Genomic DNA, 15,621 nt, shown 5'->3' with positions numbered 1-15,621 from the left:
TAATACTCTGGAATATGTTTTTTTACCCACTGAGAATTTTAAATTTTACTAGTTTGAGTTAGCACCGGGTTCTTGGATAAGATAGAAACATAGATATCACGTCACCGTTTTGAAAATCAGTCATGGGAGGTTGCTAGATTGGGAAGACAGAAAAGGATCTGGTTTCCTGGTGCGAATTTGCATATAACCACTCGTGGAGTAAGGAGGACGACTTTATTTCATGAGGACGATGATTTCCTGGAGTACTTAAGGATTTTAGAAGAGGTAAAACAAACCAAACCTTTTACACTCCATGCCTACTGCCTTATGACCAATCATGTTCACCTCCAGATGCAGCCACATGAACATCATCCCGGAAGAATCCTTCAGCAGGTTCACCTCAATTATGCCAAATACTTCAACAAAAAATATAAATTCACAGGTCATGTGTTCGAAAGCCGATATGCTTCTGAATATTTACATAATGTAGAGTACGAATTAGAGGTAAATAAATATATTCACTTAAACCCGCTCCGAGCCAACATGGTATCGGAATTGAATGATTATAAGTGGAGCAGTTATTTCGATTATGTAGATCGGGAGCGGAGTACAGGGTACGATCTATAGCTTAGCCAGTAACCCCGCAAGCTCCTGCTTCTCATCCTCAATCTCCTTACGACTTTTCTTAGCTAAAGGCTGCTTTTCTTTCTCCTTCTCCACTTCAAACCACTCCGGCAGCACTTCTCTTTTCCGTGAAACTCGCGGTTTGGACCTTTGCTTTTGATAAGTCTGTTCCTCTCCCTCTGCTTCTTCAACACTGGTAATCCCTTTTTTCTCCCAGCTTTTTAAAATACTCTTCACATACCCCCAGTTCGCCTTATTTCGCTCTAAGGCTCTTTTTATAGCTTGGATAACCAGTTCATCACCAACAGACTGAGCCCATTCCTGGACATCATGTTGAATATAGGTAGGCAGTTCACCTGCATTTTCCTCAAAGAAAATCACGGATGCAGTTTTTGCATTTGTTGTTGTAGGATTGGTTTGGTTTTCTTTCGTCTTTCTTTCTTTTATTAATGGGTCCGCACTGTGGTTCAAACTCTGGTCAGTACTCTGGTCCATCGTGTGGTCGGCTTTGGGGTTCGCGCTGTGGTCCATAATGGCCAACAGGCTGACCATTTGATATTCCGGAGCCTGATTTCCTCCCCGGGATCGGACGTGAATGTACCCTTTGTCCACCAGTTCCTTTCGCGCCCGCTTAAACGCACTATCCTTTAACCCGGATTTCGTTTTTAAAACCGTAGCAGCGACCGTAAATGTTTTCCTCCATCTTGTCAGATTGTTAATGTGCATTAACGCATGCCAAAGACTCACGGCAGAATTTGAGACAGGATTGGTTACGCCTAACGTATAAAAAGCATTAATCTCTTGAATATAATTCATTATGGATCGTCCTTTCGTTTCTATCATTTTTGGATGGGAATTGATTTTGAATAGCGGATTGATAGCGCAGCATACAGATCGCCGTTCGCTGGATTTGTTTTTCGAGCAGGTAAAAAGATTCCTTAAGTGGAAGTTCATCCCCGTTTCTAAATCGGATGATTGATGGATGGATTTTTTTCGAAGCGGTGTGATTGGAGATAAGCGAGTCAATGTGGGGATAAAAAATCCATTGGCAGTTGAAGTCGTTAGGGGAATGAGTCGGAAAGGCATAAATTTGCTGGTCGGGATAAATAGGAATGGGGACCTTGTGACGGAAGCTCGTTTGATACATAATGTACTGCCTCCTCCCATCATAAGATGACCCAGCCTCCAGACAGGCCCTCTTGATTAGCTGCAAGGGGGTTTTTCTTATATAAAGTTCGCGGCCTTTTTCTAATACGATGGTGTCATAGTCAAAATGTCTGGCGGGCAGTAAGGCGATGGTGGAGGGGGTAATGCGGTAGTTGCTCAGAATTTCAGTCATTGGGGACACTCCTTTTGTGGGGAAATTGGGGTTAAACAAATCGAAACTCGAGGCTGGTGCGGAGGATAAGAGGAGGAGAATGGGGTTAATTCATGTTCTTCTTGATCTCATCAAGTAATTCCCATGGGATATGCAGGGTTTTAGAAAGATGAATAGATTGAATACGTAAGGCATCGTCTCTCCCCGTTCCATTCTCCCTAAACTTTTGTCATGAATCCACGCTTGATAAGCGATCTCCTCTATAGAATGAACATTGATTTCCTTTTCCATTTCCATTCTCCTCCTGCGTAGAAATCTACCAATCACCAACTGTAATTCCTGATCCGTCAAAACGATCTCCCTTTTTTCTAAATTATCTATTGGGAGATAAAGACAAGACACAGCACGTTTGGAATTAAGACGGAGTTTTTTTGCGGGACATGGGGACAGGTACATTGTCCCAAGCGACCTGTAGGTCGCAATAAACAAGGTGGTGGGGATTAACAGGGATTGATTGTGAAGAAAGGAATGATAGTAGGAAGGATTAATAATACAAATTTTGGGAAGGATTTTGCGGAAATTTGTAGAAATATACTTATTATTAGAATCTTTGATTATATTTAAGAGGTAAGGATTTTAACACTAACTCCTGAAACATTATCTACAAAAAATTAAAGAATCACAAAATATACTGTTCTGAAAATGGTGTTCAAAATAACTGGTAAGGTATATGATTGACTCACTACTGAAATTCAATTGGTTGGAAGGACCTATGTTTTTAGCAATTGGGAAAGGGTTTGAAGTAGATAATGATTTTTTATCAAAAGTAAATCAGTTTATTAGTGAAATAGATAAGTGTAACAATTATTTTCCTATATTAAATGGAGAGCATGAAAAGGACGCAAGTGAGTATTTTGATTTATGAAGTATAATGTGGAAGATAAGCATATAGAGTCGGCTGCAGATAGAAAGAAAAGAGCGAAATAATTTTTTTAAAAAAGGTGAGAATGATGGTTGATACTGAAGTCACAGATAAAATAAAAGTGTTTATAAGTTCACAATGTGGTATTCCGAAATATGATGAAGTAAGGGAAAAATTAAAACAACTTATAGAAGAAACAGGATTAGCAAATGTATATTTATTTGAAAAAAATCGTCAAGGATCTACTCTTTCTGCTGAACAGGAATATTTATATGAAATTGATGACAGTGATGTGTGTATCTTTCTTATTGATAATAAAGATGATGTTACGCAAGCTGTCGTAAATGAAATTAATCGTGCAAAGGCAAAATCAAAGAAGTCAATATATTTATTTTGTAATGAAAAAGAAAAGACGCCTACCCAAATTCAAAATGAACTGATGGGAGCTAAAGGTTATCGGTTTTATGTAGTAGAAAATTTTACTGACTTTGTTGCGACAGGCTATGACAGTCTGATTAATGATATTGTGAAAATATATAAACTATACACCAAAAACCGTCTGATAGATCCAGAATTCGATGATTATGAAGACGTAAAAATTGAAGCCGGATTTCAAGCGGATGAATCAATGAATAAGAGTATACTAAAAGGTTTGGACAAATCAAAGAATTTTATAGTAAATCAGATGTCTAACTTTAAAAGTGATATAAAAAAAACAAATGAATTAGATGATTATAGTGAGGACTTTTTACATCTGGTATTTGGTAAACGAAGCATAAGGGAGTTTAATACATCCTTGCTATTTGACTATCTTGAAAATCAACAAAGCAGTAATTTACATAAGGTTGTAAAGTTACGCTGGAAATCAATACAGAGTTACTGGCAGGATGATTTATCCAGCTGTCTAAAACATTTAAAAGATGCATTAAATAAAGCCAAAGAATACTCTTTGCCGAAATGGTTAATCCAGGATATATTAATTGATCTTAGAAATGTTCAAGGAAGTTATGGTGAAGAGAGGAATCAATATTCTCTACAAAATGATGCACAAAAAGAGATAGATGGGATGAGTGAACCACTTTTTTATCCTATTCTTGACCGTTTCACAAATAGCTTATATCAAGAGCTTGATAAGCAAAGAATTAAAGAAAGGACTCAATCTCCTTACAGTGTGACTTTTGGCAATCATATTGACATCTTTGCTGAATTAGTAGCAAGTATTTTTGCAATTGCCATTTATAATGGTTCACTTACACATATTCTGATTACAGTCGACAGATTAGAAAGCATTGCTTTTTATCTCAGTGAAAAATATGAAGAATGGCAATTCCGTGTCTTATTACTGAAGATGGCTATATACAGAGGGAACAAAAAGCAAATAAATAGCTATATCAATACCTTTAATGATGTTTTTGGGAAAATGAACTCAAATGATGCATTAGATATATATGAATTTTCAAAAACTAAACCAATAAAGCACCAGAGAATGATTTCTACTTTGGAAGCATTTAAGCACCTGGGTTATTTTTTCTCAGATTATGATTATGCAAATATACAAAGAGAAATTTTAAATATGGTCAATGATTGGATTGAGGAAGAAAATCGGGTATTTGTTAATGGTAATCATATTTTTGAAGCCTTAAAGGCCAATCATCTAAGAATGGATAATAATAAAGTTGCTGAAACATGTATTAATGCAATAACAAAAAAAGTGTACAGATTTTACGATGATATATTTGATTTACTAGCAAGTATGGGTCTTAAATATGTAAGTGATCAAAACTCAAAGCAGATCATATTGTTAGTTAACGATATCATAAAGGATGAAGATAAGCGTGATAAAGTTCATAAATTATTGGATGCAGTAATAACCATTAGCCGCACTAAACCAGAGTTATGTGATGATTTACACCAAAATGTAATGAAATATCTACCTGATCACAGTAAAAAAGTTTATCAGATAGAAACAATGACAGACTCCTCTGGATATGATGAGAAACACATACTGGATTATATTGAAGAAATAAAAGAACGTAATAACACTCAAGGTCAAAATGGACTATATGCAGGCTTCGGTTCTGATCCCTATAAGACGATATTAAATATAATAAATCACAATAAGTTAGAGATAGCAGGGGACTTAGCAAATTTAATTATTGAGACTGCGTTAGAAACATTACTTAATAAAAAACAACTAATCTCAGATAAAATAAGCGCAATTCAATTAATTGTATTTATCGCAAAATATAAAAATGACATAGCTATTAAAGATAATCTATATAAAAGGATAGTGAACAATAGGGAAGTTGTTAAAAATGTAAAAAACGATTTTATTGATAGATATACAGCTACTACGCTTGAATTTAATTATTTGCTTTTGGAGGTACTGTGTGGAGTTGTAGACTTTAGAGCAATGTTTTATGTCATAAGTAGATATACTGAGCTGGACGACTTTGAAAAGATTGAAGCATTAAAAGCGGTTAATAATTTAATGAATGATGAGTACGCAGAAAAAATAGACAAAGATATTTTATTTATGACCTTGCAGTTCGTATTATCCATGAGTAATGACAAAAATCATGATGTGAGATTCTTCGCCACTAAAGCATTACTACAAATGATAACTATTAATACGGAAAAAACAATTTTAACTCAGTTATCAAAAATTATGGATTTTGATAGTGGTTATATAAAGAATACTATTATTAATGACTTTGATCAGCTAATAGTCATTAATCCAAAAATAACCAAACTAATGATGCAAAAAGCTAGTGTAGACAATAATTATGTTATTCGAGAGAAAGGAAAGGAATATCTGCAGAAATACCAATTGGAAGACTAATATCATTCCGGATACTATAATACGATTTATGTATAAGAACTAAGAAAAGCCAATACCTTCTATAACTTAGATATGAATAACCATAAAAGTGTGATTAATAGGCAAAGGATGTTAATAAGTGACTAAAAAAGATAAAAAGACAATTTCTAATACCGTTGCATCATTATTTCTATTAGTTAGTTTATTTTTATACTGGATTGTTTTCAAAAGTACTAATTTCTACATATTACTTAGTCTGATAATTGCAGCACCTGTAATAGAGAGAATTATATATTCTATTCTGCCAGACAAAAAAAGTAAAAAAAGTAGTTCAGGTAAAAAGAAGGGCAAGAACAAAAAGTTAAATAATATTTCACCAAATCGGCTGCGAGAAGATAAGTATATAATATGTTCTGGTTTAGAAGAATTGTCATGGCGAGAATTTGAAAGATTATGCTTTCTTTACTTTAAGGCCAAAGGATATAAACCAAAAGAAACGAAAGAGGGAGCTGACGGTGGTGTAGATCTAATCATCTATAATAAACACCATGAGGCTGAAGCTATTCAAATCAAACATTATATAGGCTCAGGAAATCAAATTACTGTAAGCCAAATAAGAGAACTACATTCCGCCAAGCGCAATCAGGGATGTGTACTATCACGATTTATAACCACTTCCGGCTATACTAAAGACGCTTTGAGGCAAGCAGATGACTACCAAATGCTCTGTTATGAATTGAATTGGGTGAAAAACAATATTGTAAAGTGGCAGAACGAGAAAAAGGGAAAAGCCCTGTGATTGTTAAACGAATGTTTTTACAAAACTAGTAAAACGAGATCAGAGTTGGCCAAATTCTGGAACAGGTACGTGTTGAAATTAATGAGAATAATATAACTGGGTTTATTATTGGACGGACGGAGGCGGTTAGAAAAAATTGAAAAAATACATTAATGTTTTTGATATTCGCCAATTATTGGAAAATCGTAAATAGATTTTTAATTACAAGATTCGTAGTACCCTTGAGGGCAAATCTCTAATTTGTTTACAAAAGTGAAAGTGTAATTGAAAGCTGCGACGATTGATTTCAGCGCCTTAGTTATTGGAGGATGAAAAATTGAAATAACGAGAGAATTTAAAAAGCTTGTTTTACCAACTTAAAGGAATGTTATATAGGGTATCAGAGTAATACTCACGCTGCAGGAGGTGCTTTACACTGAAAACCCATCATCTCAACTTCCTTAAATAAGATTTGCTCCCGGGGTTCTTTTTCTTTTAAAAGTTTCAAAATTTGATTCGCATATATTTTTTTCTTGTTTTGAAATGGTACTTCTGCAAAACGCGCGTATTTTTCAATTAAAGTTAATTCAGTAGAAGTTAATAACCCCATTATGCGTATGATTTCAAGATAAGGACGTACATGAGGAGCTTTCCTGCAAAGTACAGGTGAGCCCCAAATTTTATTCATCATGGTTAGGTCATGATGCTTTACTGCATGCTTTTTCCCCTTCTGTGACATATCCTTATGAAAGAAAACTTATTAGCTTCTCCTCCTGTAATCCCTGTTCGTTTTTCAATTTCTAAACACTTTGGTTATCAAGTTTTTGTACTAGCTTAAAACGAAACTGATTTAATTTCTGAGTACCAATCTTCTCCACAAAAGAATTTACCAGAGTCTTTTAAATAATTTATGAACTTCTACATTAATTGACTCTGTTTGTTTATTAATGAGGATCAAGGGTATAATCCTCTTGGGCTTGATTATAAACATTGCAACATTCAATATATTTCTTTAATATCACAATGGTTTATGGATTTATGGTTTATCACACTTACAACCCCCATCGTTAGGGCAAACAATCCAGCCACAAGTGGGGCAAATATGATCAGTTTTTTCATTCAGATTGTCTTTACAACTCCAACAATGAGGCTCCCTATCAATTTTTCTAAATCGCTTTGATTGATATAATTCACTTCCGTATTTTTTCCTAGTACTAGAGTCTGTATATTCAAAGTCTACCACATCTGCCTCAACGTATTTCTCTTGGATTCCCGTCATCTCTATTTGTTCATAACCTCTAACATTAATTATTTTTACTTTTTTATACGTTTCATCATGGTCATAAAAAACATAGATATCACCAACTCTCATGTTTCACCATCCTATCAGTTTTTTTAAACTAACAATTACACAATTTAACATACACAATGAATAATCCTTCTTTTATTGGCAATTTCTTTTTAAAATAGCTAAATCAAACCGGAATACATGTAGTCACGCCCTATACTCGTTACTATTTATATAAGTGATATCAGGTATTAATAACAAATCTTCACTTAGATCACTATTGTCCTTTTGTTAAAGACATACTTGGTCATTTGTCTATAAGAGATGCTGGGCAGAAGATATTATTTACAGAATCACCGCTTAATAATCATATACAAGTCATTGTCGTCGACCTCTGCTGCTCCATCAAGTATTCAATCTTATCTGGCAGAAACAGTTACTTTTGTTTAGCAGTTACACCACCCTTCAAAACCTCACAACCAGCCACTTCATTTGACAACCCCTGTTACGCAAAGCCTATAATAACCATGAACAGAAAAGACTGAATAATACCAATTTTGGTAAGCAAATACGATGGGGGTATCACATTGACAAATGAACTATTTACAAAATCAGTAGAGGAATTAGCAGCTCTCATGAAAGCGAAGGCACTTTCACCTGTCGAATTGACAAAGGTGGTATTGGACCGTGCGGAAGCGAGTCAGGGAAAAACGAATGCGTACTTAGATATTTATCGTAAAGAGGCGGAAGAATCTGCAGAAAAGGCAGAAGAGGAAATATTGAATGGAAATTACCGTGGAATGTATCATGGGATTCCAATGGGGTTGAAAGATAATATTTACTTTAAAGACAAAGTAACGACGATGGGTTCGAAAATACATAAAGATTTTGTTCCCCGATATGATGCAGCCATTGTCTCTAAACTTAGAGAGGCAGGGGTGATTTTTACCGGAAAGTTAAATATGCACGAATATGCGATGAGCATTACCAGTAATAACCCGCATTATGGGGGCGTAAGAAATCCGTGGGACCTTAACAAAATTCCTGGAGGTTCGAGTGGTGGTTCCGGGGCTTCTGTTGCCGTTGGTGCAAGTATGGCTTCGATTGGAACAGATACAGCTGGTTCGGTACGCATTCCATCAGCAGCTTGCGGGATTGTCGGTTTAAAACCTACCCGTGGAAGAGTGAGTGCACATGGCGTGTATCCTTTGTCATGGACGCAGGATCATGTCGGACCAATGACGAAAACAGTCAAAGATGCAGCTGGTTTACTGGAAATTGTCGCTGGACACGATGAAAAAGACCCAGCCTCCGCAGACACACCTGTCGAAAACTACTTAGATAAGATAACTGGCGATGTGAAAGACTTAGTCATTGGGGTCAATGAAGATTTCTTTTTCAACAACATCGATTCCAATATTGAAAAATCCACCCGAGCAGCAATTCAGGCTCTTGTCGATCAGGGAGCAAGAGTAGAGGAAGTTAACATCCCAGCTCTTAAGGATGCACAATCGGCCATGTTTACGTTCAATGTATCCGAAGCTTCCGTTATTCATATGAACAGTATATTAAGCAGACCAGAAGACTTTGGAGAAGATATTCAAGGATTTCTCCTATCAGGTGCCTTTCCTTCCTCAACTGCATATGCCCAGGCGCAAAGAGTAAGAGAACAGCTGATCGAGGAATTTAGGGAAATATTCACAAAGGTAGACGTGCTGATTTCACCGACCTTACCCGTCATGCCTAATAATATAGGGGAAGACCTCGTTGATCTGAACGGGGAAAATGTGGATTTACTAAGCAACTTTATTCGTCTGACAGGCCCGGCCAATCTTAGTGGAATTCCAGCATTGTCCGTTCCGTGTGGATTTAATGGGCAATTGCCGGTAGGTTTACAGATTATGGGGCCGGAGTTTAGTGAAAGCCGGCTGTTGAATGTAGGGTATGCAGTTGAGCAGATGAAACCGTTGGGAGATCGGGTGCCTGGGTTGTTGGGACAGGGGGACAGGTGAGCTGTCCCGGTTTCTAGTTTTCTTCGTTCAACTCCGTCAATACTTTATCACGCATTAACTGTCCGTAATCCCCCACTTCAGGTCTTTAGGATCACACAACAAGACTAGGAGCGGGGGATAAATGGCCAGTAAATTCCTGATAAGTTCAACTAACCATCAGTGGGCGATGGAAAACCTCACTGATGGAAGTTTCACTTTATATGAACGAGTCTGACCTACTTTAGTAAATAAATCCCGTAAATCAAAACTAATGATTTATGGGATTCGCTTTTTTTAATATATAGTCGCTTAACCAGGTCAAGGGCAAGGAGTCCTTTATCTTCAAATATTTTTTAGAAGAAAGAAATGTAAGGGGTAATAGACCTGGATGGCGACCAATTTCAATGGCACCGGTAATTGTTGCGTGGTTTATAACTTTTGGGACTGTAATATCCAATAAATTTGCAGCCCTTTCCGTTCAACTTGTTGTTGCTTCATTGAAATCTGCTCCAAATATAACAAAAGAAATAGGATAAGATTCTTCTAGTTTAGTTACTCTCCATTTTTTACTTAATTGTAGTGTATCTCGTTTTTCTTCTTCATTAAATTATCTTCTCTGATAGAAACCTTATTTTTCCTTAATATTTCAGGTTAGAATAACAGGAACCTCTCCATGGCTATATGATAAAATGTTCTCATTATAGATAGTTTTAAGCGATTCTAATCAAGAAAAGGAATTGATAATGATGAATGATGGGCTTATTTTTTCTATCATTATATTTCTATGTTTATTAGCTTCAGTCGTTTCATTGGTGGTGCTTACTATTCTAAAATTATTGGAGCAGGAATTTGATTACTTACAAATGGAAAATAAACAAATACAACTTGAAAAACAGGTGCAACAGATGGAATATATTCAGTTAAGTCAGCAAATCAGACCCCATTTTTTATTAAATAGTCTCAATACGATGATGTCTCTTGCCCGACTCGAGCGAAATAATGATCTGATTTTTTCGATGGAAAAATTCTCTACATTTTTAAAATATCAAAGTAAAAATAAGGAATCCCTGGTTAGCTTTGAAAGTGAAATTAATCATACCAAAAATTATCTGGCCATGCAGAAAATGCGTTATGGAAGCAAATTAGATATTGAATATCAGATTGAACAGGCAGCTTATGACAGTATACTTCCCCCATACACACTCCAAACTTTTGTTGAAAATGCATTTAAACATGGGCTTGATAAAAAAAGAGGAACGAAACAATTGGTGATAAAACTGAAAAGGCACGGAGATTGGGTAATTTTAAAAGTTGTTGATAATGGCGACTCAGAACCAGAACATCACCGTAACACAGGGATGGGCCTGGAAAATGTGAGAAAAAGGTTTGAATTAATATTTGATTTGTATACAGAAGTATCACTGAAAAAGAGTGAAAAAGGAACAGAAGTAAAAGCTATTTGGCCCTATACACCGGAGGGAAGAATATGAATGTTTTAGTTGTTGATGATGAGCCTTTGGAAATTGAACAACTGTCATTTTTAATAAAAAACAAATATCCAGATTGGGAAATCTATACCGCTGAAGATGCAGTTGAAGCAAAACAGATTTTTAAGGAAACGAAAATTCCGCTTTCTTTAATTGATATTCATTTACCAGGTCAGTCTGGACTTGATCTATGTGAGTATATTAGAAAATGCGAGATTAAAACGAGCATTGTTCTTATTACAGCCTATCAGGATTTTTCCTATGCCCAAAAAGCCATACGGTTAGAAGTAATGGATTATTTGGTTAAGCCTGTTATTGAAAGTGAGTTTTTTCAAGTTATCGATCATTTTTTAGAGAGTAATCCTGATATTGAAACAAAATCAGAAACCATTAATAAAGTATTGGACATTGTTCGGGAGGACTACAATCAAAAATTACAACTCCCCGATATAGCAAAGCGGGTTTATGTAACACCAGCATATTTAAGTAAAAAGTTCACAGAAGAAGCAGGTATTCATTTTACAGAGTATCTCAACTATTATCGTATTCAGAAAGCGAAACAATTTATCCTGAAGAAACCGGAATGGACACTTTTTGAAGTAGCAGAAAGAGTTGGTTTTTCCAGTCAAAATCATTTCAGCAATCTATTTAAAAAAATAGAAGGGATGACACCTAGTCAGTTTAAGGAGAATAAATATGATTGATTGGTATTTTATATTGTTTATCGCTTTTGGACTTCTTATTGTTTATATAGAAAAAATTGGTGAACATCAAAGCGTAAATCATTATATTTTATTTAATCGTGATGCGGGTTTAAGTGAGGGAAGTTATGCGCTAATTATTCAATTCGTGACTGGGGGAGTGTTCTATCTACCAATTTATATAACGAATCAAATTCAATTGTCCAGTTTTTTTGCTTTTGTTATTAGTGCATGTGCCATTTACTTCTTATTGGTGAAAGTTACTGAAAATGAGAATAACAAAAAAGTTCTTAGTTTGACTGATAAGAATGTGACAAATGATTTCAGTTTGTATATTCTTATTGTTTTTGGGCTATCTAATTTCATTTCACTCTTAGTTGAGCTATCCATATTAGGTTTTCTTTTTGATGAGGTTTTTAAGACCAGTTTGTTAGTGGGATTTCTATTATTCCTGAGTTTTGTTTTTAGCTATTTTGGCTTAGGTGGTTATTATGGAGTACGTTATATTGGCTCAAAGATATTTTTCTGTATTTATATTATTGGAGTCTTTATTGGATTAACGGTTTATATGCGCACGGGTATAGAGAATGTATATGAACATATTAACCGTAACTTTGCGAGTATTCTTGATGGGAGTTTTATTGATATAACTCTTATCACCTTCACGATAATCATGACTATATTTGGACAAGTGTGTACCAGTTTTTATTTCTGGCGATCCATTCAATCGATTAAATCAAATCACAGATTAACTGCATTAAAATTATCTATTTTTTCCTGGAGTGCTTTATTGCTATTATTTTTTGTCCTTTCTGTTTATTTATTTGCAGTTTCTGGTTCTAAGGGGGTTTTTTCCTTCTTCACCATAATTAGTCAGATGAATGGTCCTTTTCTAAGCTTACTAACAATCCTTTTTTTAGCATCGATTACGCTTGGTGTAAGTACACAGCTATATTCAATAATAAGTATATTCCTGTTTATCCTGAAAAGTCGTACGTACAATTGGACTGCTTATCGTCTGTTAAGGATGGGATACTTTTTTGGAATGATGGTTACATTCCTCTCCGGGGTTCTGGTCATGTTTACCTATAAAATCACAGGTGAGTGGATTTCATTGGCTATTGCTTTTTACTCTTCTGTTGGTATCCCTATGTTTTTAATGAATGTAAAAAGACGATCCCATTTAAAACTTTACTTTTATACAACATCCCTGATGATAGGTTTTAGCATTTTATTATCCAAATGGATCTCAGACATATGGCTGGTCTCTCCTATAGTTGTTATCGTTACATCCATGATTTGGGTTGTATTTATTAAACTAAATAATCAGAAAACAAATAAAATTTTATAAAATAATGATAAAATTTTGTAAATAAAAAGAACAGAAACCTAGTAAAATAGTTCTCAAATCATTGTTAGGAGGGAATAAATATGTCACAGAAGTTGTTTGAGGAATCCTACGTGTATGCTATGGATAAAGAAAACGAACCTGCTTTAACGGTAAAGTCTGGTTCACAGGTTGAAATTAATACCTTTGACTGTTTCCAAAATCAAATCCAATCAGAGAAGACGGAATTTAATTCAATTGATTGGAACCAGATTAATCCGGCTACAGGGCCTATATATGTAGAAGAGGCAGAACCAGGAGATATTTTGCAAGTAAAGATTGAGAATATTGAACTGGGAGATAAAGGGGTCATGGTTGTTGGTCCGGAACTCGGTGTTATGGGGCATAGGATTAAAAACTTTGGTGTCAAAATTATCCCTGTAAAAAATAATAAAGCGATTTTTGATGAGAAGCTTGAATTAGACTTAAACCCCATGATCGGAGTAATCGGTGTTGCCCCTGAAGGTGATGCAGTCAACAACGGTACCCCTGGAGCACACGGAGGTAATATGGATACAACTTTAGTCACTACTGGAGCAACGTTAAACTTCCCTGTATTTCAAAAGGGTGCTCTCTTGGCCTTAGGTGATTTGCATGCGGCAATGGGAGATGGTGAAGTAGGGGTGTCTGGTATTGAAATTCCAGCTAAAGTAACCGTTACTGTAGATGTTATCAAGGGATATAGCTTAAATTACCCTTTACTTGAAAATGAGGAAGGAATCGCTTACTTAGTATCAAAGGAATCATTGGATGATGCTGCAGATCAGGCGGTTGAAGAAATGATTGACTTATTACAGCCGCATACGAATCTATCCTTATCAGAAATTACTATGCTAATGAGTGCTGCTGGTCAATCTCAAATCAGTCAAATTGTGGACCCGCTAAAAACAGCAAGATTTTTTGTACCTAAAACAATCTTAGAAGCTTATGATATTATACTGTTTGGAAGAGGGGAAAAGTAAATGGCTGAAATATCCACAAACAATCAACCCAGTACTGGTTACAAACAAGAATTAAAACGCTCATTAACCTTTTGGGATCTATTAATATATGGTCTTGTTTTTATGGTTCCAATAGCACCTTTTGGAATTTACGGTGAGGTTGCTCAAGGCTCAAATGGTATGGTGGCACTTGCTTACCTGATTGGTATGGTTGGTATGATTTTCACCGCACTCAGTTATGCAAGGATGTCTGAAGCTTTCCCGATAGCAGGATCTGTATATTCATATGCTCAGAGAGGAATTAATGAATCAGCCGGGTTCATTGCGGGTTGGCTCATCTTATTGGATTATATCTTTGTTCCTGCTTTGCTGTATTTGGTAAGTGCCGCAGCTCTAAATGATATCGTTCCTGAAATACCGTTACTTTTATGGTTAGTTATCTTTATCGGTATAAATACAGTCATAAATGTATTAGGAATTGAATTTACTGCAAGAGCAAATAAAATTATTGTTGTATTAGAATTAATTGTATTGGCTATTTTTGTTGCAGTAGGAGTTACAGCTATCATCCAGGGGGTAAATGGAGCGGAGTTCACATTTAAGCCACTTTATAATGAAGACAACTTTAGTATGAGTATGGTGATGGGTGCTGTTTCCGTTGCAGTATTAAGCTTCCTTGGCTTTGATGCTATTTCTACCTTAGCTGAAGAATCAAAAGGTGGTAGCAAGGCTGTAGGTAGAGCGATTATCTTTTCATTATTAGTGGTCGGAACTCTATTTATTATCCAAACCTGGGTGGCAGCCCTTATTTGGCCAGATTATACGACGTTTGAAAATGTAGATGTAGCCTTCTATCAAATTGCAGAAATTGCTGGTGGTACATGGATGAAATGGATGACGATCCTTGCAACGGCTCTCGCATGGGGTATTGCGGATGCCTTAGTTGCACAGGCAGCAATTTCACGTATTCTATATAGTATGGCCAGAGACCGTAAACTGCCGAAGTTTTTATCAAAGATTCATCCAAAGTTCAAGACTCCATATGCAAGTACATTAGTTGTGGCAGCTATATCTTTAATAGTAACGACATTCTTTGCTTCAAAGATTGGTGCTTTAGCTTCTGTTGTAAACTTTGGAGCACTCTCTGCATTTTTATTTTTACACGTTTCGGTCATTATTTATTTCGTGAAAAAGCAGAAGAGTAAAAACTATGTTAAACACTTGGTATTACCTCTAATTGGGTTCGCTATTATTGGGTATGTATGGTTGAATTTGGATCCGTTATCTAAAAAATTAGGATTTATATGGTTAGCTTTTGGTATTGTATATCTAATCATACTCAAGGTTACCAGGAAAGATACTTCTTTGGACTTGGAAGAGTAAA

At 35.6% G+C, this 15,621-nt stretch carries 14 protein-coding genes; 10 read left to right on the top strand and 4 right to left on the bottom strand.

Going from position 1 to position 15,621, the window contains the following annotated elements:
- Nucleotides 1-138: 138 nt before the first annotated feature.
- Nucleotides 139-606 carry a transposase gene (locus ACZ5OK_RS15230; protein ID WP_343838268.1) on the top strand — a complete coding sequence of 156 codons (468 nt, stop codon included), beginning with the start codon at nt 139-141 and terminating at the stop codon, nt 604-606.
- Here the strand turns inward: ACZ5OK_RS15230 and ACZ5OK_RS15225 are convergent.
- Both ACZ5OK_RS15225 and ACZ5OK_RS15220 read right to left on the bottom strand, forming a co-directional pair.
- On the bottom strand, nt 601-1,419 hold the full coding sequence (locus tag ACZ5OK_RS15225) for a DnaD domain-containing protein (protein WP_343838265.1): 819 nt from the start codon (nt 1,417-1,419) through the stop codon (nt 601-603). The two genes, ACZ5OK_RS15230 and ACZ5OK_RS15225, sit on opposite strands and share 6 nt — an antisense overlap.
- Nucleotides 1,397-1,942: a competence protein ComK gene (locus ACZ5OK_RS15220; protein WP_343838262.1), complete on the bottom strand. Its 546-nt coding sequence runs from the start codon at nt 1,940-1,942 to the stop codon at nt 1,397-1,399. Before ACZ5OK_RS15220 ends, ACZ5OK_RS15225 begins: the two co-directional genes overlap by 23 nt.
- A gap of 709 nt (nt 1,943-2,651) precedes the next feature.
- Between ACZ5OK_RS15220 and ACZ5OK_RS15215 the strand changes: the two genes are divergently transcribed.
- The 3 genes from ACZ5OK_RS15215 to ACZ5OK_RS15205 all read left to right on the top strand — a co-directional run bounded on the left by ACZ5OK_RS15215 (nt 2,652) and on the right by ACZ5OK_RS15205 (nt 6,463).
- Nucleotides 2,652-2,846 carry a hypothetical protein gene (locus ACZ5OK_RS15215; RefSeq protein WP_343838260.1) on the top strand — a complete coding sequence of 65 codons (195 nt, stop codon included), beginning with the start codon at nt 2,652-2,654 and terminating at the stop codon, nt 2,844-2,846.
- Between the two features lie 82 nt (nt 2,847-2,928).
- Nucleotides 2,929-5,685 carry a hypothetical protein gene (locus tag ACZ5OK_RS15210; RefSeq protein WP_343838257.1) on the top strand — a complete coding sequence of 919 codons (2,757 nt, stop codon included), beginning with the start codon at nt 2,929-2,931 and terminating at the stop codon, nt 5,683-5,685.
- 118 nt (nt 5,686-5,803) lie between these two features.
- On the top strand, nt 5,804-6,463 hold the full coding sequence (locus ACZ5OK_RS15205; RefSeq protein WP_343838254.1) for a restriction endonuclease: 660 nt from the start codon (nt 5,804-5,806) through the stop codon (nt 6,461-6,463).
- Between the two features lie 391 nt (nt 6,464-6,854).
- Here the strand turns inward: ACZ5OK_RS15205 and ACZ5OK_RS15200 are convergent, their stop codons facing one another.
- Together ACZ5OK_RS15200 and ACZ5OK_RS15195 are read right to left on the bottom strand one after the other, a co-directional pair.
- Nucleotides 6,855-7,133 (bottom strand): hypothetical protein, encoded by a 279-nt coding sequence (locus tag ACZ5OK_RS15200; RefSeq protein WP_343838250.1) that lies wholly within the window; start codon nt 7,131-7,133, stop codon nt 6,855-6,857.
- Nucleotides 7,134-7,478: 345 nt separating this feature from the next.
- On the bottom strand, nt 7,479-7,814 hold the full coding sequence (locus ACZ5OK_RS15195; RefSeq protein WP_343838249.1) for a hypothetical protein: 336 nt from the start codon (nt 7,812-7,814) through the stop codon (nt 7,479-7,481).
- Between the two features lie 503 nt (nt 7,815-8,317).
- Here ACZ5OK_RS15195 and ACZ5OK_RS15190 point away from each other — a divergent pair.
- From ACZ5OK_RS15190 to ACZ5OK_RS15165, 6 genes are all read left to right on the top strand, one after another.
- Nucleotides 8,318-9,742, top strand: coding sequence for an amidase (locus ACZ5OK_RS15190; RefSeq protein ID WP_343838247.1), 1,425 nt, complete (start codon nt 8,318-8,320; stop codon nt 9,740-9,742).
- A gap of 722 nt (nt 9,743-10,464) precedes the next feature.
- On the top strand, nt 10,465-11,211 hold the full coding sequence (locus ACZ5OK_RS15185) for a sensor histidine kinase (RefSeq protein WP_464758221.1): 747 nt from the start codon (nt 10,465-10,467) through the stop codon (nt 11,209-11,211).
- Entirely contained in the window at nt 11,208-11,912 is a 705-nt protein-coding gene (locus ACZ5OK_RS15180) for a response regulator transcription factor (protein ID WP_343838242.1), read from the top strand. Before ACZ5OK_RS15185 ends, ACZ5OK_RS15180 begins: the two co-directional genes overlap by 4 nt.
- Nucleotides 11,905-13,260, top strand: a complete 1,356-nt coding sequence (locus ACZ5OK_RS15175; RefSeq protein WP_343838240.1) for a hypothetical protein — start codon at nt 11,905-11,907, stop codon at nt 13,258-13,260. Before ACZ5OK_RS15180 ends, ACZ5OK_RS15175 begins: the two co-directional genes overlap by 8 nt.
- Before the next feature lie 80 nt (nt 13,261-13,340).
- A complete protein-coding gene (locus ACZ5OK_RS15170; RefSeq protein WP_343838238.1) occupies nt 13,341-14,258 on the top strand; it encodes an acetamidase/formamidase family protein in 918 nt (305 codons plus the stop codon).
- Nucleotides 14,259-15,620, top strand: coding sequence for an APC family permease (locus ACZ5OK_RS15165; protein ID WP_343838237.1), 1,362 nt, complete (start codon nt 14,259-14,261; stop codon nt 15,618-15,620).
- Nucleotide 15,621: the final 1 nt, after the last annotated feature.

Source organism: Salinibacillus aidingensis (assembly GCF_055393355.1).
The sequence above is the reverse complement of the archived record's forward strand: the minus strand, read 5'-3'. Positions and strand labels throughout refer to the sequence as shown.

Excerpts from the sequence above, each read along its gene's own strand:
- ACZ5OK_RS15165 (WP_343838237.1), top strand. The coding sequence starts at position 14,259 with ATGGCTGAAATATCCACAAACAATCAACCCAGTACTGGTTACAAACAA.
- ACZ5OK_RS15175 (WP_343838240.1), top strand. The coding sequence starts at position 11,905 with ATGATTGATTGGTATTTTATATTGTTTATCGCTTTTGGACTTCTTATT.
- ACZ5OK_RS15170 (WP_343838238.1), top strand. The coding sequence starts at position 13,341 with ATGTCACAGAAGTTGTTTGAGGAATCCTACGTGTATGCTATGGATAAA.
- ACZ5OK_RS15195 (WP_343838249.1), bottom strand. The coding sequence starts at position 7,814 with ATGAGAGTTGGTGATATCTATGTTTTTTATGACCATGATGAAACGTAT.
- ACZ5OK_RS15215 (WP_343838260.1), top strand. The coding sequence starts at position 2,652 with ATGATTGACTCACTACTGAAATTCAATTGGTTGGAAGGACCTATGTTT.
- ACZ5OK_RS15220 (WP_343838262.1), bottom strand. The coding sequence starts at position 1,942 with ATGACTGAAATTCTGAGCAACTACCGCATTACCCCCTCCACCATCGCC.
- ACZ5OK_RS15200 (WP_343838250.1), bottom strand. The coding sequence starts at position 7,133 with ATGATGAATAAAATTTGGGGCTCACCTGTACTTTGCAGGAAAGCTCCT.
- ACZ5OK_RS15210 (WP_343838257.1), top strand. The coding sequence starts at position 2,929 with ATGATGGTTGATACTGAAGTCACAGATAAAATAAAAGTGTTTATAAGT.
- ACZ5OK_RS15180 (WP_343838242.1), top strand. The coding sequence starts at position 11,208 with ATGAATGTTTTAGTTGTTGATGATGAGCCTTTGGAAATTGAACAACTG.
- ACZ5OK_RS15185 (WP_464758221.1), top strand. The coding sequence starts at position 10,465 with ATGATGAATGATGGGCTTATTTTTTCTATCATTATATTTCTATGTTTA.
- ACZ5OK_RS15225 (WP_343838265.1), bottom strand. The coding sequence starts at position 1,419 with ATGAATTATATTCAAGAGATTAATGCTTTTTATACGTTAGGCGTAACC.